19 protein-coding genes are annotated in these 20,445 nt (G+C 64.3%); 13 read left to right on the top strand and 6 right to left on the bottom strand.

Going from position 1 to position 20,445, the window contains the following annotated elements:
* Nucleotides 1-18 precede the first annotated feature (18 nt).
* The 8 genes from ACFMO3_RS10045 (at nucleotide 19) to ACFMO3_RS10010 (ending at nucleotide 7,925) form a co-directional block, all read left to right on the top strand.
* Entirely contained in the window at nucleotides 19-1,059 is a 1,041-nt protein-coding gene (locus tag ACFMO3_RS10045; protein ID WP_376790271.1) for a hypothetical protein, read from the top strand.
* Between the two features lie 30 nt (nucleotides 1,060-1,089).
* Nucleotides 1,090-1,314, top strand: coding sequence for a hypothetical protein (locus ACFMO3_RS10040; RefSeq protein ID WP_376790270.1), 225 nt, complete (start codon nucleotides 1,090-1,092; stop codon nucleotides 1,312-1,314).
* A gap of 278 nt (nucleotides 1,315-1,592) precedes the next feature.
* On the top strand, nucleotides 1,593-2,579 hold the full coding sequence (locus tag ACFMO3_RS10035; RefSeq protein WP_376790269.1) for a 2-hydroxyacid dehydrogenase: 987 nt from the start codon (nucleotides 1,593-1,595) through the stop codon (nucleotides 2,577-2,579).
* Between the two features lie 390 nt (nucleotides 2,580-2,969).
* Nucleotides 2,970-3,983: an N-acetyl-gamma-glutamyl-phosphate reductase gene (gene argC, locus ACFMO3_RS10030; RefSeq protein ID WP_376790268.1), complete on the top strand. Its 1,014-nt coding sequence runs from the start codon at nucleotides 2,970-2,972 to the stop codon at nucleotides 3,981-3,983.
* A 48-nt stretch (nucleotides 3,984-4,031) separates the two neighbouring features.
* On the top strand, nucleotides 4,032-4,760 hold the full coding sequence (gene argB / locus ACFMO3_RS10025; RefSeq protein WP_376790267.1) for an acetylglutamate kinase: 729 nt from the start codon (nucleotides 4,032-4,034) through the stop codon (nucleotides 4,758-4,760).
* A 4-nt stretch (nucleotides 4,761-4,764) separates the two neighbouring features.
* Nucleotides 4,765-5,955: an aspartate aminotransferase family protein gene (locus ACFMO3_RS10020; RefSeq protein ID WP_376790266.1), complete on the top strand. Its 1,191-nt coding sequence runs from the start codon at nucleotides 4,765-4,767 to the stop codon at nucleotides 5,953-5,955.
* A gap of 134 nt (nucleotides 5,956-6,089) precedes the next feature.
* On the top strand, nucleotides 6,090-6,545 hold the full coding sequence (locus ACFMO3_RS10015) for an N-acetyltransferase (protein ID WP_376790265.1): 456 nt from the start codon (nucleotides 6,090-6,092) through the stop codon (nucleotides 6,543-6,545).
* A 102-nt stretch (nucleotides 6,546-6,647) separates the two neighbouring features.
* Nucleotides 6,648-7,925: an argininosuccinate synthase gene (locus tag ACFMO3_RS10010; RefSeq protein WP_376790264.1), complete on the top strand. Its 1,278-nt coding sequence runs from the start codon at nucleotides 6,648-6,650 to the stop codon at nucleotides 7,923-7,925.
* A gap of 282 nt (nucleotides 7,926-8,207) precedes the next feature.
* On the opposite strand, the gene ACFMO3_RS10005 is transcribed toward ACFMO3_RS10010, so the two are convergent.
* From ACFMO3_RS10005 to obgE, 3 genes are read right to left on the bottom strand one after another with little or no spacing between them, the layout of a single operon-like run.
* Nucleotides 8,208-9,218 carry a carbon-nitrogen hydrolase family protein gene (locus tag ACFMO3_RS10005; protein ID WP_376790263.1) on the bottom strand — a complete coding sequence of 337 codons (1,011 nt, stop codon included), beginning with the start codon at nucleotides 9,216-9,218 and terminating at the stop codon, nucleotides 8,208-8,210.
* A gap of 17 nt (nucleotides 9,219-9,235) precedes the next feature.
* A complete protein-coding gene (gene nadD, locus ACFMO3_RS10000; RefSeq protein ID WP_376790262.1) occupies nucleotides 9,236-9,862 on the bottom strand; it encodes a nicotinate-nucleotide adenylyltransferase in 627 nt (208 codons plus the stop codon).
* A gap of 40 nt (nucleotides 9,863-9,902) precedes the next feature.
* Nucleotides 9,903-11,198 (bottom strand): GTPase ObgE, encoded by a 1,296-nt coding sequence (gene obgE / locus ACFMO3_RS09995; RefSeq protein ID WP_376790261.1) that lies wholly within the window; start codon nucleotides 11,196-11,198, stop codon nucleotides 9,903-9,905.
* Between the two features lie 182 nt (nucleotides 11,199-11,380).
* Between obgE and ACFMO3_RS09990 the strand changes: the two genes are divergently transcribed.
* Together ACFMO3_RS09990 and tgt are read left to right on the top strand one after the other, a co-directional pair.
* Nucleotides 11,381-13,717: a PEP/pyruvate-binding domain-containing protein gene (locus ACFMO3_RS09990; RefSeq protein ID WP_376790260.1), complete on the top strand. Its 2,337-nt coding sequence runs from the start codon at nucleotides 11,381-11,383 to the stop codon at nucleotides 13,715-13,717.
* A 586-nt stretch (nucleotides 13,718-14,303) separates the two neighbouring features.
* The gene (gene tgt / locus ACFMO3_RS09985; RefSeq protein WP_376790259.1) at nucleotides 14,304-15,446 is read left to right on the top strand and encodes a tRNA guanosine(34) transglycosylase Tgt; all 1,143 of its coding nucleotides are present in this window, start codon (nucleotides 14,304-14,306) and stop codon (nucleotides 15,444-15,446) included.
* A 148-nt stretch (nucleotides 15,447-15,594) separates the two neighbouring features.
* Here the strand turns inward: tgt and ACFMO3_RS09980 are convergent, their stop codons facing one another.
* Nucleotides 15,595-15,933, bottom strand: a complete 339-nt coding sequence (locus ACFMO3_RS09980) for a hypothetical protein (RefSeq protein ID WP_376790258.1) — start codon at nucleotides 15,931-15,933, stop codon at nucleotides 15,595-15,597.
* Between the two features lie 225 nt (nucleotides 15,934-16,158).
* Here ACFMO3_RS09980 and npdG point away from each other — a divergent pair, with 225 nt between their 5' ends.
* From npdG to ACFMO3_RS09965, 3 genes are read left to right on the top strand one after another with little or no spacing between them, the layout of a single operon-like run.
* A complete protein-coding gene (npdG, locus tag ACFMO3_RS09975) occupies nucleotides 16,159-16,833 on the top strand; it encodes an NADPH-dependent F420 reductase (protein WP_376790257.1) in 675 nt (224 codons plus the stop codon).
* Nucleotides 16,830-17,603, top strand: coding sequence for a coenzyme F420-0:L-glutamate ligase (cofE, locus tag ACFMO3_RS09970; RefSeq protein ID WP_376790256.1), 774 nt, complete (start codon nucleotides 16,830-16,832; stop codon nucleotides 17,601-17,603). The genes npdG and cofE overlap by 4 nt, the downstream gene beginning before the upstream one ends.
* A 36-nt stretch (nucleotides 17,604-17,639) precedes the next feature.
* Nucleotides 17,640-18,815, top strand: a complete 1,176-nt coding sequence (locus ACFMO3_RS09965; protein WP_376790255.1) for a CaiB/BaiF CoA transferase family protein — start codon at nucleotides 17,640-17,642, stop codon at nucleotides 18,813-18,815.
* Between the two features lie 14 nt (nucleotides 18,816-18,829).
* On the opposite strand, the gene ACFMO3_RS09960 is transcribed toward ACFMO3_RS09965, so the two are convergent.
* Entirely contained in the window at nucleotides 18,830-20,152 is a 1,323-nt protein-coding gene (locus ACFMO3_RS09960; RefSeq protein WP_376790254.1) for a hypothetical protein, read from the bottom strand.
* Complete coding sequence (locus ACFMO3_RS09955) at nucleotides 20,112-20,429, bottom strand: acylphosphatase (protein ID WP_376790253.1); 318 nt, start codon at nucleotides 20,427-20,429, stop codon at nucleotides 20,112-20,114. Before ACFMO3_RS09955 ends, ACFMO3_RS09960 begins: the two co-directional genes overlap by 41 nt.
* Nucleotides 20,430-20,445: the final 16 nt, after the last annotated feature.

Here is a 20,445-nt window from a genome sequence, read left to right as displayed (position 1 = left end):
TCGGCAAGGAGGTCTGCCGTGAAAACCATCCTGCAAGCCCTTGGGATTCTGCTCAGACCATACCGTCAGGCCCTGCAGATCGGAGCGGTGGCCTTCCTGGTCGGGCTGGCTGGCGGCCTGATTTACGGCTGGTATATCGCTCCGGTGGAGTGGACGGACGCCGCGCCGGTGGATCTGCGGGTCGATTACCGGGCGAACTACCTGCGCCTGCTGGCCGACGCCGTCCGGGCTGGATTTCTGAGCCCGGAGGACAGCGTGCGCTGGCTGGGCCAGCGATGGGCTCCCCCGGATGCGGCGAGGGAGATCCGGCGTTTGGCGCAACAGGAGGCGGATCTCTCCCGTCGAAGTGCGATGGAGCGGCTGGCGGATGTCTGGGAACAAGCCTTCGTGCCGCCCACGCCCGCCCGGGGAGGGGGTGTTCCGTCCTTCTGTCTGATCGGACTGGCCGGCCTGGCGCTGCTGGGGCTCGGCGCTTTCTGGCTCCGGCGTCGCCCGGCTCTGATGGCCGCTCCGCGACGCCCAGCTCCTGCAACGGCCCCTGCCGGCCCATCGGTCACCCCCACGGCCCTGGAGCGACCTGCTCCCAGGGAAGCCTATCCGGAAACCTGGGAGCCGCCCCTTTCCCAGCATCAGGTGACCTATAAGCTGGGGGATGATCATTTCGATCTCTCCTTCCCCATTGAGCTGCCCAATGGGGAGTTCCTCGGGGAATATGGGGTGGGCATCTCGGAGACCATCGGGGTCGGGGATCCGGCGAAGGTCACGGCCTTCGAGGTCTGGCTGTTTGACAAGAACGATATCAAAACGGTGACCAAAGTGCTGGCCAGCGAATATGCATACCGGGACAGCGGACTCCAGGCACGGCTGCGTCAGAAGGGGGATCTGGTGCTGGCCACCCCCGGCGCGATCATGGAAGTCGAGACGCGGGATCTGCGGCTGCAGGCCCGGGTCGTTGAGATGGAATACGGCACTGGAACGCTGCCGCCGAACAGCTTCTTCGCTCGCCTCACCCTGGATCTGGCAGCCTGGCGTAAGGAGGAGGGATCCTCCACACCGTGAGCATCACCATTTTAGGGAAAGGAGCGCGTCATGTTCTCGAACGATCCGGAAGACGAGTTCACGATGGAGACCCTGGCGGAGACAGAGCACTTCACCCTCTGGCGCAGCACCGGGGATGATGGCCAGTCCCTCTTGCATCTCGAGCTGGGCAATGTGTCGATCCACCTGACCGAGGAGGAGTGGGAAGAGCTGGTGGAGCTGGTCGATCAGGCCGTGGACGCGCTGGAGAGTGGCGGTGTCGGATCCTTTGGGTGAGGTGGAGGGCAGCCGGACAGGATGCGAGGCCGCTTTCATGCTGCTTGTGCTCCCGTCGGGGATGGGGTTGTTTCCTCAGGGTTTTCCAGTTGGAGGGATGAGGCCACAAGCCTCTTCGTGGCGGATGTTTCCCTCCTCTCCGGGGAAAAGAGAGGAGGGAGGTATTGGGTGTGCGTCGTGTTCGGATCGAGCGAAATTCTCCTTCCCGGTGGGCGGCAATGTCGCGGGATGGGGGGGAGGGGTTCGCCAGGCAAGCCCTTAGAAAACGGAGGCCTCCTATGGCGAAACCCAAAGTTTACATCACCCGACGGATCCCGGAACGGGCCTTCGAGATCCTGCGCGAGCACGCGGAGCTGAAGGTATGGGACAGCGACCTACCGGTTCCCCGGGAGGTTCTGCTTCGGGAAGTGGTAGACGCGGACGGCCTGCTCTGCTTGCTGACGGAGAAGGTGAACGCCGAGCTGTTGGATGCGGCACCCCGCCTGAAGGTCGTCAGCAACATGGCCGTCGGTTTCGATAACATCGATGTGGCGGAATGCACCCGACGGGGTATCCCCGTGGGGAACACGCCGGGGGTCCTGACGGAGGCCACCGCGGATCTCACATGGGCCCTGCTGCTGGCCGCTGCCCGACGGATCAAGGAGGCCATTGACTACGTGCGGGAGGGGCGGTGGGTGACCTGGGGCCCGCTGTTGCTGTTGGGACAGGATGTCTACGGGGCCACGATCGGGATCATTGGCATGGGGCGGATCGGGACGGCGGTGGCCCGCCGGGCGAAAGGATTCAACATGCGTATCCTGTATCACGATGTGCACCGAAATGTGGCGGCGGAATCGGAGCTGGGCGCGACGTTCGTCGATCTGGACACTCTCTTTCGTGAAAGCGATTTCATCACGATCCATACGGATCTCAACCCCACGACCTATCGCCTGATCAATCGGGAAGCCTTCGCCAAAATGAAACCCACCGCTGTCCTGATCAACGCCGCCCGCGGCCCCATTGTGGACACGGAAGCGCTCTACGAGGCCTTAAAGGAGGGGCGTATCTTCGCCGCCGCCCTGGATGTCACGGATCCGGAGCCCCTTCCTGCCGATCATCCGCTCCTCCAGTTGCCGAATTGTATCGTGGTCCCGCATATCGGCAGCGCGACGGTGACCACCCGGAACCGCATGGCGGAGCTGGCGGCTCTCAACGTCCTGGCCGGCTTGCGGGGCGAGCGGCTTCCCCATTGTGTGAATCCGGAGGTCTATGAGCGACCGCGATAGGGCGGTAAAACGCCCTGGGGGACGCGACCGGCAATCCCTGTGGTGGGGGCTTCCCCCCCCGACGGTGTTGCTTGACAAGTTGCTGGAAGTCGCTTATGATGGATCCCAAACCATGGGGGATCCGGTGAGGATGTTGAACGGTATTGCCCGCTTCCCACGTATCCGTCGTCCAGAGGCCCTGCCGGGCATCGGGTCCGGTGCGGGGAGGCGGGTTATTGGCCGTTGATATCTGGCAGTTCCACGGTATGTTCTACCCCCCGGGCTCCGATGCCCGGGGGGTTTTTGTTTTCCATGAAGCTTTGCGCCATAGGGCCTCGATGGGGAGATGGTGTCGCTCCCGGGAACCCATTAGCGGCTATGCCCGATCTCGCTTTCTCTGGAGGGGTGGTGATGATTCGCGTTGGGATTTATGGGGTGAGCGGATACGCTGGGTTTGAGATCTTCCGGCTGCTGCGGCGGCACCCGGCGGTGGAAATCGTCTTCGCGGCTTCTGAGAGCGGGGCGGGGGGGTCCCTGGCCCAGCTGTTCCCCCTGACGGAGGACTTCCCGGTCGTCAGCTTTGCCGAAGCCTCCCTGGATCGGGTGGATGTGGTGTTTCTGGCGCTGCCCCATGGCGTTTCCGCCCCGGTCGCCCGTCGGGCCCTTGCTGCGGGGATCCGCGTGATTGACCTCTCGGCGGACTTCCGGCTGAAGGATCCAGCGATCTATGCCCGATGGTATAAGGAGGAGCATCCGGCTCCAGATCTCCTGGAGGAGGCCGTTTACGGCCTGACGGAGTGGAACCGCCCCGCGATTCGTTCCGCCCGTCTGATCGCCAACCCGGGCTGTTACCCCACGGCCACTTTGCTGGCCCTGCTCCCGCTGGCCCGGATGGGCGCCATCGGCCCGGGCCCGATCATCGTGGATGCGAAATCGGGGGTCTCCGGGGCGGGGCGCAAACCCTCCCTGACGACCCATTTCGTGGAAGTGGACGAGAACCTTTCCCCATACAACATCGGCCGGGCCCACCGGCACCTGCCGGAGATCGAGCAGGCGCTTCACGCCGTTAACGGCGCGCTGGGCCCTCTGGTGTTCTCCCCTCAATTGCTTCCGGTGGCCCGAGGGATCCTGGCTACGATTTACGTTCCCCTGGCCCCGGGATGGACCGCGGAGACGGTTCGGGATCTGCTGGTGGAGTCCTACAGCGGGGAACCCTTTGTGAAGGTGCTGCCGCCGGGAGCTCTGGCCACGCTGCGCCACAGCGTGGGCACCAATCTCTGTGTGCTCTCCGTGACAGGCGTGCCGGAGGCGGGGCTGGTTATTCTCACCGCTTCCATTGACAACCTGCTCAAAGGCGCCGCCGGGCAGGCGGTGCAGAACCTCAATGTGATGTTCGGCCTGGAGGAGACGGCCGGGTTGCAATGATGGAACACCTTCCCGGGTTTACGGAACGCTCAGCGGTGAAAAGGTGCCATGCGGGTGATTAAGATTGGGGGCCATGAGTTGGATCAACCGGCGTTTCTGGAGGGTTTAATCGCGGCTCTGAAGGCGCTCTCACCGCTGCCCATCCTGGTCCATGGCGGCGGGAAGGCGGTGAGCGCATGGCAGCAGCGGATTGGCCTCACTCCCCGGTATGTCGAGGGATTGCGGGTAACCGATGAGGAGACGTTGGAGCTGGCCGTGATGACTCTGGCGGGGCTGACCAACAAAACCCTGGTGGCGGCCCTCGTGCGGGCAGGCCTGCCGGCTCTGGGGCTGTGCGGGGCCGATCTGGGCCTGGTGCGCGTGAGCCCAGTGCCCCATCTGGGACGGGTGGGAATGCCGGTGGAGGTGGATACCAGGCGCCTCCGGAGCTGGGTCGCAGAGGGGCTCCTCCCGGTGATCGCGCCGATCGGGCTGGGGCCGGAGGGCCTCTACAACGTGAACGCCGACCAGATGGCCGCAGCGATCGCCGCAGCGCTTCCCGCTGATGAGCTCGTTCTCCTTACCGATGTGCCGGGGGTTCAGGTGGGCGACTCGATCCGATCTTCGCTTCATGCGGGGGAGGTCGAGGCCCTCATCGCAGCCGGGGTCATCCGCGAGGGCATGATCCCCAAAGTGCGCTCCGCGCTGGGGGCCCTGGCGGCCGGGGTGCGTCGCGCACGGATCACCAATCTGGCGGGCCTTCGAGAGGGAGGCACAGAGATCATTCGGGAGGGATGAGCGCATGGAGACAGGGGCGCTGGTGGCGCTGGCGGAGCGGGTGCTGGCCCCGACCTATCGGCGGCCGCCTATCGTCTTCACCCACGGCGAGGGAGTGTATGTCTACGACGGGGCTGGCCGGCGGTATCTGGATTTCGTGGCCGGGATTGCGGTTTGCGCCCTGGGTCATGCGGATCCTGGAGTCGCGCAGGTGATCGCGGAGCAAGCCCGACGGCTGATCCATGTGAGCAATCTCTATCACACCGAGCCGCATCTCCGCTTGGCGGAGGCCCTGGTCGCCCACAGCTTCGCCGACCGGGTCTTCTTCTGCAACTCCGGCGCTGAGGCGGCTGAGGCAGCCCTCAAGTTCGCCCGCAAGTTCGCCCGAACGCACTACGATGACCGTAAGATCGGATTTGTCGCCTTCACCCACAGTTTCCACGGCCGCACGATGGGCGCCCTCTCGGTCACCGAGAAGCCCGCTTATCGCGAACCCTTCGCCCCTTTGGTCCCCGGTGTGACCTTTGCCCCTTTTAACGATATAGAGGCCGCCCGGGCAGCGATCACCGCGGAAACCTGTGCCGTGATCGTGGAGCCGATCCAGGGGGAAGGGGGCGTGCACATCGCCTCGCCGGAGTTCCTGCGAACCCTACGGGCCCGGTGCGATGAGACGGGTGCGCTGTTGATTTTCGATGAGGTGCAGTGCGGACTGGGGCGCACAGGGACGCTGTGGGCCTATGAGGCGTATGGGGTGGAGCCGGATTTGCTGATGGTGGCCAAGCCTCTGGCCAACGGGCTGCCCATCGGCGCGGTGCTGATGCGGGAGAAGGTGGCGGCTGTCCTACAGCCAGGGGACCACGGCAGCACCTTCGCCGGTGGGCCGCTGGTGAGCGCGGTGGCTTTGCATGTCTTCCAGCGCCTCCGGGATCCGACCTTCCTGGCCCATGTGCGGGAGACCGGAGCCTATCTGATGGAGCGCCTGCATACGGCAGAGCTCCCAGGGGTTCGGGAGATCCGAGGCCGGGGCCTGCTGGTGGGGATCGAGATCGAAGGGGACGCACGGGCTGTTACGATGGCCGCGTTGGAGCGGGGGTTGCTCCTCACGACGGCCGGCGATCATGTCGTGCGGATGGTTCCTCCGCTGATTGTTGAGAGATCTCACATCGATGAGGCTGTTGCGATCCTCCAGGAGGCGATGGCGGCGGGCATGGGATAACGGATCTTTTTTTCGCTTCGCTCCCGGAGGGAGCCATGAAAAGAGAGCAGGAACCGATGATGTTCACAACGCCGAGGCCCTGTCGAAGCCTGTTCCAGCCACAAAACGAAAACCAGGAAAGGAGGGGGAACCCGATGCAGATCCGGCCTGCCCGTCCGGAGGATGTCCCGATCCTCTATGCTCTGGTGAACGACTATGCCCGACGGGGATGGCTTCTCCCACGGAGCGTGGAGGAGATCGCGGCCACGCTCCCGGACTGGGTGGTGGCGGAGGCGGGGGGCCGGATCGTGGGCTGCGGTTCGCTGGTCTGGATGTCCCCCACCCTGGCGGAGATCCGCTCCCTGGCCGTGGAGGAAGCCTATCAGGGCAATGGGGTGGGAGGAGCCATTGTGCAGGCGCTGGTGCAGCAGGCGCGATCCGCCGGGGCGCGCACGGTGTTCGCTCTCACCCGGGCGGTTCCTTTTTTTGAGCGCCTGGGCTTTGCCGTTGCTGAGCGCGACCGCTTCCCGGAGAAGGTGTGGCGGGATTGCATGCGTTGTCCGCTTCGGGAACGGTGCGATGAGGTTGCGGTGATGCTTCAGCTGGAATGAGGGGGAATCACGCCGCAGGGTTCCCGGCCGGGGCTTTGGAGCCCGCGGCGCGCCCTATGCGGGCCCCTGGTGGATGGGTTATGCGATAGGGCATCTCTCCCGATGTCACGCCTGAATTCAAAGCCCTTATTTCAGGAGGAGGTGAATATGGTTCGCAAGGTGGTCCTGGCCTATTCCGGCGGTCTGGACACCTCCACCATCATCCCGTGGCTGCGGGAGACCTATGGGTGCGAGGTGATCGCCTTCTGTGCGGATATCGGCCAGGGGGCGGAGGAGATGAAGGGGATCGAGGAGCGGGCCTACGCCGGCGGGGCTTCCAAGGTGATCATCCGCGACCTGCGGGAGGAGTTCCTGCGGGATTATGTGCTGCCCACCGTGCAGGCTGGCGCAGTCTACGAGGGCAAATACCTGCTGGGGACCGCGATGGCGCGTCCTCTGATCGCCAGGCATCAGGTGGAGATCGCTCTCCAGGAGGGGGCGGACGCGGTGGCCCATGGGGCGACCGGGAAAGGCAACGACCAGGTCCGCTTCGAGCTGGCCTATCAGGCCCTGGCGCCCCATCTGCGGGTGATCGCCCCATGGCGAGAGTGGTCGATCACCTCCCGCCGCGAGGCGTACGAATACGCCCGCGCCCACGGCGTCCCCATCGAGTGGAGCAGCAGCCGCTACAGCCGTGACCGCAACCTCTGGCACGTCTCCCACGAGGGTGGACCGCTGGAGGATCCCGATTGGGAGCCTGAGGATGATGTCTATCTGTGGACCGTGGATCCCACGAAGGCCCCGGATACCCCGGAGACCATCACGCTGGCCTTCGAGCAGGGGGTCCCCGTGGCGCTGAACGGCCAGCCGATGGGGCTAGTTCCCCTGATGGAGGCCCTCAATGCGCTGGGGGCGAAGCACGGCATTGGGCGGGTGGATCTGGTGGAGAACCGGCTGGTGGGAATGAAGTCCCGCGGGGTTTACGAGACGCCAGGGGGAACCATCTGGGTGGAGGCCCTGCGGGCGCTGGAGACGCTGTGTCTGGATCGCGAGACCATGCATTTCAAGCAGGGCCTGGCGCTGCGGTATGCGGAGCTGGTCTATTACGGCTGGTGGTTCAGCCCGCTGCGGGAGGCGATGGATGCTTTCGTGAGGACGGTCATGCGCAATGTCACCGGAGAGGTGCGCCTCAAGCTGTATAAGGGGAACGTGTTTGTCGTGGGGCGGCGTTCGCCTTACAGCCTTTATCGGGAGGACATTGTCTCCTTCGATACCGTAGGGGCTTACGATCACAAGGACGCAGCGGGCTTCATCCGGCTGTTCGGGCTGCCCTTGAAGGTCCACGGCCTGATCAGCCGGGGCCTGCGCGGGGAACCTCGCGCCCCTGAGGAGCGAGATTGAGGCGGCCGCCTCTCCTTGAGGAAGTCCGGGGCGGTTTGGGGCCTGGGGGTGCGGGAGGTGGCCCCCAGGCCTAAGGCCTGCGCCTGGCGCTTCGCCGGGGAGAGGGAGCGGATCCCCCGCGCCTCCGCCTGGGCTCGATAAGGCGTGCCTGGGATTTCCGCAGCGTCCGAAAGATAGACCAGATCTCCCCGGCCCAGCGGGGCATGGCTTTGAGCACGGCCCAGGGTATCCTCGACATGGCCTTCGGCAAAGGGATTGCCACTGGCTCCGGATGGTGCAGTCCTATGGACGCTCCTCCGGATGCGGCACCCGGGCGGTTAGGATTTCCTCCGAATCGTCCCTCTGGGCAACGGCGATGAAGCCAGGCATCGGGCCGATATCCCGGTAACCCTGATCCCCAGGCGTCCGATCCGCATCACGGGCGATGAGCGCCGATTGTCCGTAAAAGGCCAGATCGAAAAGGGCGCCCGTCATCATGGGATTGACCGCATACACGAAGCGTCCCTCCTGAACCGTGGCCCCCCAGGCCCCTCGAAGCCAGTCCGCCTGCTGCGCCGGCGTCCAGGGCCCCGGGTTGGCGGAGGGCTGGACCAGGATCTCCGCCCCCAGGTGGGCCAACCGTTCCCGCACGGGGGATTCCGGCGCGAAGGCATCCAGGCAGATCGCGATCCCCACCCGGCCGACTTCCGTGGAGAACACCTGGATTTCTTCGAGGGATCCCGGGGTGAGATCTAGGCCCTGAGAGCCTTCCAGATCGATCAGCGCGACTTTCCGTTGAAGGCCGATCAGGGATCCATCCGGTCCGAAGAGCGCGGCGGTGTTGTAGACCGCAGGCCCCCGAGGGCGCATGGCCTCCAGGTGGGATCCGGAGGCGTGGGGGAGGGCGGCCAGCGGAGCAGAGCCGGCAACCAGGACCGCGCGGTATTTCCGGGCCAGGAGGGAGAAGGTGCGGAGATACAGCGGAACGAGCCGGGGCTGGATGGCCAACAGCAGGGCGCGGGCCCAGCTCACCCGATGGCGGAGACGATAGTAGAGGGCAGGGAGGAACTGCTGGCGCAGCGCAAAGGCCATGGCCTTCGTCATCGTGGGCTGATTTCGAAGCCCTGGAGGGAGAACCGCCAGCGCAGCCAACAGCCCGACATCCTCCGGGAAGGCCACCAGCGCCGGCTCCCGTTGATCCAATCGCTCGGCAGCCTGGGCCATCAGCCCATCCATGCGGGCAATAAAAGCCGCAGGGGAAGATCCATCCTGAGGAGACCAGCGCATCTGGATAGCAACCAGTTGGATCATCATCTGGATTCAGAGCAGGATTATGGTTTCTTTGGGAAGGGAGCCACAGCGTTGCGATACAGGCCGTAGGTGTAGATATAAGTCTCCACCTCCGGGGGGACCAGATACCGAATCGAGCCGCCGCTTTTCACGCGCCGCCGTAGATCATGGGAAGCGATATCCAGGAACGGCGCGTCCAGCCAGATCAGCCGCTGGCTGATCCCCGGCAACGCCTGTTCCAGAAGCGGCATGTGCACGACATATCCGGGTCGGGGCATCACCGCCAGCCAGGTCATCTGGATCAGGCGGTGAGGCTCCCGCCAGCGGGGGAGATCCACCAGCGAATCGGATCCCAACAGAAAAAAGAACTCCGCTTCCGGATAGGCTGTTCGCAGATGGGACAGCAGGTCGACGGTGTAATGAGGGCCTGGGCGATCGATGTCGGCGCGGGAGATCTCGAAAAATGGATTGCCCGCGATGGCCAGCGCCAGCATGTTCAAACGATGCTCAATCGGCGTGACCTCCGCGGCTGGCTTGTGCGGCGGTTGCGCTGCCGGGATAAACAGCACCCGATCCAGACTCAGCTGGATCCGGGCCTGTTCGGCCAGCACCAGATGGCCGTAATGGGGGGGATCGAAAGTTCCTCCCAGAAGGCCGAGGCGGTTCATTCGAAACGCTCCGCATTCCGCTATGAGATACGAGGAAGCTTTATGAACGCTTCCCCACATCGGCCCAGTCTACCCACTCCAGCTCCACCTCGCCGATATAAACGGTGTCCCCTGGCCGGACCCCGGCCTGCTCCAGGGCCTCGATGACGCCCAATTGCTCCAGCTGGCGGTGGAGATGTAACAGGCCTTCCTCGGAATCCAGGCGGGCCATCCGCACGGCCTTCTCCGCCGCTGTCCCCACAACCCGCCAGCCATTCCGTTCGCGGACTACCCGGATTGGGGTTTCGCGCCGGACAAGGGGGGGCGCGGTGGGCTGCAGCGGGGGCGGAGGCGGCGCTTCCTGCAATCGCTTCCAGGCTTCCCACATCAAGTTCCGGGTGCCCTGCTTCGCTGCGGCGGAGATCGGATGAACCACAAGGCCCCGCGCGGCGAAAGCCGCTTCCACTTCCAGCCATCGGGCTTTAACCTCCGGCAGATCCATCTTGTTGAACGCGATGATCTCGGGCCGCCTCAGCAAATCGGGGTTGTAATGGCCCAGCTCCGCCCGGATCGCCTCGTAATCCGCGACCGGGTCCGGGGAGAGGCCATCCAGCAGATGGATCAGGACGCGGGTGCGCTCGACGTGGCGCAGGAAGGCCAGCCCGAGGCCGACCCCTCGATGGGCCCCCTCGATCAGGCCCGGCAGGTCCGCCAGCACGAAGGAAGCCGTATCATCCAGCACCACGACTCCCAGATGCGGATGGAGGGTGGTGAAGGGATAATCTGCGATCTTCGGTCGGGCGGCGGTGACGGCGGCCAGCAGGGTGGATTTCCCGGCGTTCGGCTTGCCGATCAGTCCGACATCCGCCAGAAGGCGCAGCTCCAAGTGGAGGCGACGGAATTCCCCAGGCTCCCCGCGCTCTGCAATCCGCGGGGCCTGATTGGTCGGGCTGACGAAAGCGGCATTTCCCCGCCCGCCCCGTCCTCCCCGGGCGACGATCACCGTCTGTCCCGGTTCCGTGAGATCCGCCAGGATCTCCCCGGTATCCGCATCTCGGACCACGGTGCCGGGCGGCACTTCCAGAACCAGGTCCTCTCCGCTGGCCCCGGTCTTTCGGCCTCCGCGGCCGTGACGGCCGTTCTCCGCCCGGAAGTGGCGATGGCGATAATAATACGCCAGCGTGTTCAAATGGGGGTTCACCCGCAGGATCACGTCCCCCCCTTTTCCCCCATCCCCTCCATCCGGCCCGCCCATGGGCACATATTTCTCGCGGCGGAACGAGACGCATCCATCTCCGCCGTCGCCGGCCTTCACTTCAATGATCACTTCGTCACAGAAAACCCATGGTTCACCCATCGGAATCCTCCTGCTGTGATTTTAGCGCGATCGTTCGGAGGGAGGGTTGCCTGTGAATAGGATACGAAATAGGCGACAGAGGAAGCTATCAAAAGGCCGGACGGCGGCGTCGAGGATTTTTGACCGCGGTATGGACTTGCAGTATGCTCAGGATCCAGGATCCCCGGGATGGGCGAAGGTGGATGGATGGAGAGCACGGATACCCCTGGCATCTGCCGCCGGCGCTGGCCCTGCACTTGGAGATCCTCCGCTACCCGATCCTGGCCCGCCGAATTCGAGAGCGGATGCGTCAGGAGCTCTTCGCCCGCGGCATCATCACCCCTGAGGCCTTCGAGGCGGAGGTCCGGGAGAAGGCGCTGATCTCCCAGCGCCTCGAAGGGCTCACGGATCCCTTCGGCCAGGAATCGGCGGAGGAGTGGGAGGAACGGCTGACCCAGATCCGGGACCAGCTGACGGAGTTCTATTTCGCCTACAACCTCCCCCACAGCCTGTTCGTGGAGATCGTCCGCTCGGTGCTCGAGGAGCGGGCGCCGGGGCATCGCCCGGTGCTCACGTTCAACCCGGAGCTGGCCCCGGTGGAGGCCCTCTTCGCTCAGGCGGAGGCTTACGAGGCCGCGCCCCCAGCGCAACGCAAAGCGGTGCTCCCCCATCTCAAGGAGATCCGCGTCGTCCTGATCAAGAGCATCATCAGCGATCAGCTGGCCTTCGTGGGGATCGCTCGCGAGCACTTTACCTCAGCGGACCTGCGGGCGATCTACGAGCGGCGGATCGGGCAGGGGAAGATCGGCGGCAAGGCGGCGGGGATGATGCTGGCCTGGCGGATCCTCCAGACGCCGGATCCCGAGGATCCCTTCCCGCTGGCGGAGCGGGTGAACATCCCCGAATCCTGGTTCATTGGGGCCGATGTTTTTTATGAATTCATGGAACGAAATGGATTGCTTCCTTATCTGAACCAGAAGTACAAGTCCGAGGAGGAGATCCGCGCGGAGTTCCCGGAGGTGCAGCATGCTTTCCTGGAAGGGCGATTTCCGCCCTGGTTCATTCAGCGGCTGCGGGAGCTGCTCCGGGAGGTCGGCCGGCATCCCCTCATTGTGCGTTCCTCGAGTCTTCTGGAGGACAACTTCGGGGCTTCCTTCGCCGGCAAATACGAGAGCCATTTCTGCCCCAACCAGGGCTCTCCGGAGGAGAACCTGGAGACGCTGTTGACGGCCATCAAGCGGGTCTACGCCAGCGTCTTCCATCCTGATCCCCTGATCTACCGGCGGCACGTTGGGCTGGTGGATTACGACGAGCGGATGGCGGTCCTGCTTCAGAAGGTGGAGGGAGCTCGCTACGGCCGCTACTTCTTCCCTCCGGTCGCCGGAGTGGCTTACTCCCGGAACCCCTTCCGCTGGAGCCCACGGATCCGGCGGGAGGATGGTTTTGTGCGGATGGTGATCGGTTTGGGCACCCGTGCGGTGGAGCGGGTGGCCCACGATTACCCCCGCATGGTCGCCCTGAGCCATCCTGGCCTGCGCCCGGAGAAAGATCCCCAGACGATCGCCCGCTACGCCCAGCACTTCATCGATGTCATTGATCTGGAGGAGAATGCTTTCCGCACCATGCCGATCTACGAGGTGTTGGAGGCGGATTACCCTGGCCTGGCCTATCTGGCTCTGGTCCATAAGGGGGATTACCTCCAGCCCCTGATCGGCCGCAACGTTGATCCCCGTTCCCTGGTTATCACCTTCGATCGCCTTCTTCAGGAAACGGATTTCGTGCCTCTGATGCGGGCGGTGTTGCGCAAGTTGGAGCGCTACTACGGCCGGCCCGTCGATGTGGAGTTCGCGGTTCTCCTGGAGGGCGGGCGGCCGCCCCGGCCCATGCTCCGGCTCCTGCAGTGCCGGCCGCAGACCGACTACGAGCAGGCCATCAGCCCGCGCATCCCCCAGGATATCCCGGCAGAGGACATCTTGTTCACCTCTCATCACATGGTGCCCCATGGGGTGGTGTATAACATCCGGTATATCATCTACGTGGATCCCATCGCTTACACCCGCATCCCGGAGCTGAGCGCGCGGCTGGAGATCGCACGGGTCATCGGGCGGCTGAACCGGCGTCTGGCGGGGGAGCGTTTCATCCTGATTGGGCCGGGCCGATGGGGCAGCGTGAACCCTTACCTGGGAGTGAAAGTCGGCTATGCCGATATCTACAACGCCCGGGCCCTGGTGGAGATCGGGCGGCGGGGCGCTCAGGGATCCCCTGAGCTCTCCTACGGAACCCATTTCTTCCGCGATCTGATCGAGGCCCAGATCTACCCGCTGGCGATCATCCCGGACGATGAGCGGGCCATCTTCCGGGCCGATTTCTTCCTCCAGGCGCCTAACAGTCTGACGGCCATGTTGCCGGAGGAAGCCCCTTATGCCTCCTGCGTGAAGGTCATCGATGTCCCCGGGGCAACGGGCGGCCGCTATCTTCACCTGGTAATGGATGGCGATCACGAAGAGGCGATGGCCTATCTGGGGCCGGAGCGGGAGTAGCCTTATCCCGTTACCGCTGGGATTTATCGTTCTTCCGCGCAGTGGGGAGTTCCATATCCTCCCGCAGGAGGAGATGGAGGGAAAGCGGCACAGCGTCCTCAAGAGGGAGCCCCGATTCATTGCGGTAGGGCAGGAGGGCAAACCGCGGCCGACGGTTGCCGTCGCCAGCAAGCTCAGGCGCTCCAGCGGCGATGGGGTGGATTTGCTGTTGCTTGACGGTGGGATGGTGGATGGATGAGGCGCTGAGCGCCAATCTGCAATATCCTCGCCGGGCCCTGGTGGGCTGGCGGATCGAAGATGTCGAGCAGTGAACGGAAAGGGAAACTGCAAGAGTTTGTCCGCGACATCGAACAGGAAACAGGCGAACCGTGGAGACTTCGTGAGGTCTCAAAGAACTTCGTATACATGGATACATCGAGGCGGTGCGGGATACAGGCGGCCGCGGCTGGGAGGACCCGGAGGAGGTGCGGAACTGGGCAGTTGAAACCCTTTCCGGGAGTAGATGGAAGTGGAGGCGTGGGGCGGCAGGGACTTTCGGCGCCCCCATTGGCTTCGAGGGAGATCGCCCAACTGGAGGAAGCGGAGCATGCCGCAGGAGGGCTTCCGGTTCGTGGTGCTGGCCCGCGATGGACGGGCGCGGGCGGGGTTTCTGGATACGCCCCATGGGCGCATTCCAACGCCGTGTTTCGCCCCGGTGGGCACCCAGGGGGCGGTGAAGACCATGCCGGCATGGGATCTCGAAGCCCTGGGCGCCCGCCTGATCCTGGCGAACACCTACCATCTGTATCTGCGGCCCGGCGATGAGCGGATCGCTCGCCTGGGCGGGCTCCACCGCTTTATGGGCTGGAACGGGCCCATCCTCACCGACAGCGGCGGGTTCCAGATCTTCAGCCTCCAAGGGCTGCGGGAAGTGGATGATGAGGGCGTCACCTTTCGCTCCCACCTGGACGGATCCCTCCATCGGTTCACCCCGGAGAAGGCCATCCGCATCCAGGAGAACCTGGGAGCGGATCTGATCATGTGCCTGGATGAATGCCCCCCGCCCATGGATTACGATTACAACGTGAAGGCCCTGGAGCGGACCCATCGCTGGGCGGAGCGCTGCCGGGCTGCCCACATCCGAACGGACCAGGCCCTCTTCGGCATTGTGCAGGGCGGGGTTTTCGAAGATCTGCGGACCCGGAGCGCGCGCTTCCTAATTGGCCTGGATTTCCCCGGCTACGCCATCGGAGGGTTGTCGGTGGGCGAGCCGAAGCCTTTAACCTACCGCACACTGGAGCTCATGGACGCCCTGCTGCCTGAGGAGAAACCCCGCTATCTTATGGGCGTGGGGACCCTAGTGGATTTTGTCGAAGCGGTGGCGCGGGGAGTGGATCTCTTCGATTGCGTGATGCCCACGCGGGTGGCCCGGCATGGGACGGCGATCACGCGGGATGGGCGTCTGAACCTGCGCAACGCCATCTATGCGGAGGATCCTCGTCCGATCGATGAGGCATGTGGATGTCCTACCTGCAGGCGGTTCTCCCGCGCCTACCTGCGGCACCTGTTCAATGTGGGGGAACCCGTGGCGATGTATCTGACCACGCTGCATAACTTGTATACGATGTTCCGGTTCATGGAGGAAATGCGCCAGGCGATCGTAGAGGGACGCTTCGCGGACTTCCGAGCCGCCGTGCTGGAAGCCCAGGCCGCTCTCACGATGGATCCAGAGCAGGGGATGCCGGGTTGAGGGCGGGAGAGCGGGGAAAGGGTCCCCCCTCTTCCTCGCCGGCATCCAGCGAAGCCTTCATCGATGGAGGTGGGCGGGCGCGGGTTTAGCGTGCCCGCCCATCCCTCCAAGCGATCCTCCCATCCTCTCGCGCCATGGCGTGGTGCTATCAGTTCGGGGAAAACAAGGGCATGGCCCCCCGCGCGAGGTCCCACCAGAGGTTATGGGTCAGGACCTGTCGGAGGAGCGCCTCGCTCTCCTCATGGCGTCGCTGCAAAGCTTCCATCGCCGCCTCCAGCTGCGCCATTCGTTCCTCCAGCCGACGGCGTGCCGCCTCCAGCTCCGCCATCCGTTCTTCCAGCACCTGAAGGCGCATGGAGGAAACCAGAATCCAGCGGCGGATCGCCCGAAAGGCTCCGATAAGGGTTTCTACATCGATCGATTCCGGATCGGATTCCAGACGGCGGAAGAAGGCTTCCAGATCTCCCAGATCTTTGTCCTGCGCCATGCGGGCACCTCCGGTTCGAGCTCTATATATATGATATCCAGAGCGATGCCGTCCCGCTCAGATTCGAGCGAGGCGATGTTCCTCGCCGTTAGGGGAAAGCCCGTGCCTCTATAATATATTCGCTCAACGAGCTTGGGGAGCTGGGCAAGGCCATCTTCGGCGCTTCGCTCCCCATAGGGAGACCCGCTGTGCGGCTTCCAACTCACGAGGCGGGAGGGCGATCGAATGGATTCCCGTCCACGCATTGCGGTCCTGGGGGGGACTGGCAAGGAGGGCTCCGGATTGGCGCTTCGCTGGGCCCGGGCAGGTTTCCCAGTGGCCATCGGCTCCCGGGATCCCGAGCGGGCCCGTCACGCTGCAGAGCGCCTGCGGGCGATCGTTCCGCTCGCGGAACTGATCGGCCTCGCGAACGCGGATGCAGCGGCTTGGGGTGAGGTCGTGGTGATTGCCGTCCCTTATGAAGGCCACGCGTTGATCCTCCAGGCTCTTCGGGATATCCTGGCCCGCAAGTTGATTATCGACGTGGTTGTCCCACTGGATCCCGGCAATCCTCGCCGTTATGCTCCACCACCGGATGGCTCCGCCACCGCCGAAGCCCAGCGGATCCTGGGCCCTGAAACCCCCGTGGTAGGTGCCTTCCATAATATTTCTCATTTCCACTTGCACGATCTGGATGAGATCCCTGAGTGCGATGTGCTGGTGGTGGGGGATCATCGGGAGGCTAAAGCCCGAGCCATCGCCCTCGCTGAAGCCATCGGGTTCACCGCCTACGATGCAGGTCCCCTGGCGAATGCGCCCATCATCGAAGGGCTCACCGCTGTGCTGATCGGGCTCAACATCCGCTATAAAGGGAAGGGCGCGGGGATTCGGATCACGGGGATTAGGAGGAAGAACGGATGACTTCGTCCGAAGGGAAACCGATCACCTTGTTTCCCTTGGAAGGACTGCCCATCATCCGTCCTGGCGATGATCTGGTCGCTCTGCTGTCAGAGGCGTTGCGCCGCTCGGGAGGGCCGCAGGCGGGAGATGTGCTGGTGGTGGCACAGAAAATCGTTTCGAAAGCGGAGGGTCGGTTCGTTCGTCTCTCCGAAGTGATTCCCTCTCCGCGCGCGCTGGAGCTGGCCCAGATCACGGGCAAGGATCCCCGCCTGCTGGAAGTCATCCTCTGGGACACCGCCGAGGTACTCCGGGCGCGGCCGGGATTGATCATCGTCGAGCACCGCCTGGGGTTTATCTGCGCCAACGCCGGCGTGGATCGCTCGAATGTGGCCCCCGAGGGGGAAGAGATCGTCCTCCGCTTGCCGGAGGATCCAGACGGCTCCGCCCGGCGGATCCGGGAGGGGATCCAGCGCCGGTTCGGCGTGGATATCGGCGTGGTGATCGCGGACAGCCATGGCCGAGCGCACCGAAAGGGGGTGATCGGTGTGGCCATCGGGGTCAGCGGCCTTCCGGCTCTGGAAGATTGGCGAGGGCGTCCGGATCTCTTCGGTTACGTCCTGCAGCACACGGAGGTTGCGCTGGGGGATCTGCTGGCCTCGGCGGCAACTCTGTTGCTGGGCCAGGCCGCCGAGGGCATCCCGGCTGTGCTGATCCGAGGCGTTCCCTTCACTCCCCGGGAAAGCTCCGCCCGCGAGCTGGTACGGGAGCGAGCGGATGATCTGTTTCGCTGATCAGCGGGCAAATCCTGATCCAAAGGAGCGAAGGCGATGATTCTATCAGGGATCCGCATTCTGGATCTCACCCGATTGCTGCCGGGGCCTTTCGCCACGCAGTGGCTGGCGGCGATGGGTGCAGAAGTCATCCGGGTGGAGCCCCCAAGCGGAGGCGACTGGCTTCGGGAGATGCCTCCCTTTGTGGAGGGGATGGGGGCGTGGTTTGCCGCGGTGAATCGCGGCAAGAAGAGCGTGGCCATTGACCTCAAGCAGCCCGAAGGTCGGGAGCTCTTCCTGCGCTTGGTTCAATCGGCCGATGGGGTGGTGGAGGGCTTTCGACCGGGCGTGATGGCCCGGCTGGGCCTGGCCCCTGAGCTTCTCCTCACCCAGCAACCCCGTCTGATTTATGCTTCCCTCACCGGCTATGGGGCCGGCAGCCGCTGGCGGGAACGGGCCGGGCATGATCTGAACTATCTTGCCCTGGCTGGCTTTCTGGGGCTCAATGGGCCGCAGGAGGGACCTCCGATGCCGCCGGCTGTGCCGGTCGCCGATTTCGGCGGGGCGATGGCGCTGGTGATTGCGGTGCTGGCCGGCCTCTTCTATCGCGAGCGGACCGGCCGGGGGCTCATTCTGGACACGTCGATCTTTGAGGTCGTGGTGACCTGGATGCAACCCTTTTGGCGGGCCCATCGAGCAGGGCTCCCAGCGGGCCGGGAGGGAATGCCTCTCAACGGGGCTCTTCCATGTTACCGGGTGTATGTCACGGCGGATGGGGGGGCGATGGCGCTGGCGGCCTTAGAGCCGGCCTTCTGGCGTTCTTTCTGCGAAGCGGTGGGACATCCGGAGTGGATCTCCCGCGCCTTCGATCCAGCCCTCATCCCGGAGGTAGCCGCGCTGTTTCGGAGCCGGCCCCGGAGGGAATGGGAAGCCCTCCGGGAGACCCTCGATGCCTGCCTGGAACCGGTGCTGGAGCCGGCGGAAGCGATCCATGCGCTGGCCGACCTCGCCCCTGCATTCCCGGAGGAACGGCCCTGCCTGCCCTTCACCCTCAATGGCGAACGGTTTGCGGCGATGGGCCCTCCTCCTCGTCTGGGGGAACACACGGTGGAGATCCTAAAAGGTATAGGAGTTGAAGCAGCCGACTTGGAAGACCTGGCGCGCCGGGGTATCATCCGTGCGGAGGGCATGGATGAAGCCGGATCGCCATTGCCGCTCCGGTTCCACGGTTGATATCCGGCATAGCGTCACTCCTCGCCGATCAGCTCTAACTCCGAGAACATCACCGAATAACTGTGACCGGAGGCATAAATCCGCAGACGGGTGAGGGTAGCGGGGGGCGCCCCAATGGCTCGCAGCGATTCGATCAGATTCCCCGAATCGAAGGTATACCATTCTCCCAGGGGGACTCGAATATGCATGTTATAGGGGGGCGGGCAAACCTGGGGCAGGCAGCTTCCCGGCGTTTGGGGGCTCACTTCGCCGATGGCATAGAAGCCTTGCAGCCACTGGCGATCGCTGCCGTTGATGTCCTTATATTCCAGGCGGATCATCAGCGGGCATTCGGTCCCCACGACCCCACATACCGCGACATCCTGGGAGAGGATCTTCAAGCTGATGTGCAGTTGAAGCGAGCGGAAATCCCGCACATCCTGATTGAGGACCACGAAAACTCCGGTTTGGGCGTGATCGAACCCGGAGCGTGAGATCGCCAGCACGCGACGGCCAGCGTCTGAAGTTTGGGCCACTGTCCCCAGGCTTTCGCCGGGTTGCTTGACAAACTGGAAAATCGCCCACTGGCCAGGGGGAACTGGATCCTCCACCTTTCGCTCTGGCAGGGGGGCTTGGAAGAGGCTTGGCAGCAGATTCCGCCCTGCTCCCAGCGGCCCTTCCACCCGGCCGTCCAGCCCAATGCGCGCCCGTTGATCGCTTCGCACGATCCGAATCCCGGTCGAGTTCCCCACCCGGGCCTCCCCGGAACGCACGGTGAAATCCGCCCGGTCATTCTGGACTTCCACGGCCAGGGCCCCGGAGAGCACTTCCGCCTGGCCATGGGGGGTCTGAATGACCAACTCGAGGGCCCGCCGGCTTTCGAGGCGAATGACCCGGATCCGGCCGGCGCGGACATAGAGGGTGAGGCGCGCCGGCTCTGGGCTGATCCCGAACCGTGGGTAACGGGCGTATCGCACTTCCACCTGGGTGTTCGGATAGATCTGAACCGCTGCCAGGTCTGGAGGCGTGGGAAATAGTGGTTCAGAGAAGATCACCAGGCCCTGGGATTGAGCGTCTGTGATCAGAAGATCGCCTTCCGTCAGCCGGGGGTAGGCAGCGCCAGGGGTGATCGCCACGGGTTCTCTCTCTGGATGCTCCAGGCGGAGGATCCCAGACAAGGCGGATACCCGAGCGGGTGTGCCGATATAGGCCGTGCGAAAATAAGTTACGATCCGCCACGGGATCAGGATGCTGAGCCCGATACAGGCGGCGAAGGACAGCAGAAGGGTGATCCAGGCCAGGCGCTGCACCTGGGCCTCAGTCCACTTCGTAGCGGATACGAAATCCCTGGAATTCACCGCTCGGCTTCTCCCAGTAGGTTTCTACGTAATCGACGCGGGCCGCCGGGGGGCCCTGCTGAAGGAAGGTGAGGAGGGCTTCCACCGCTGATCGTGGCCCTTCTGCTACCACCTCCACCGTGCCATCCGAGCGATTGGCCACCCAGCCGCTCAGGCCGAGGGCCTCCGCTCGCAGCCGGGTGTAGTATCGGAAATTCACTCCCTGGACGATCCCATGCACAATGGCGTGAAGCCGAACCTGTTCTTCATGCGGTTTTCGCTGGCCGATCCCTCCCATATGGCGGCCTCCGGCC

This window comes from Thermoflexus sp. (assembly GCF_042408815.1).
Classification (GTDB): Bacteria; Chloroflexota; Anaerolineae; order Thermoflexales; family Thermoflexaceae; genus Thermoflexus.
This window is presented reverse-complemented; position numbering and strand designations above follow the sequence as displayed.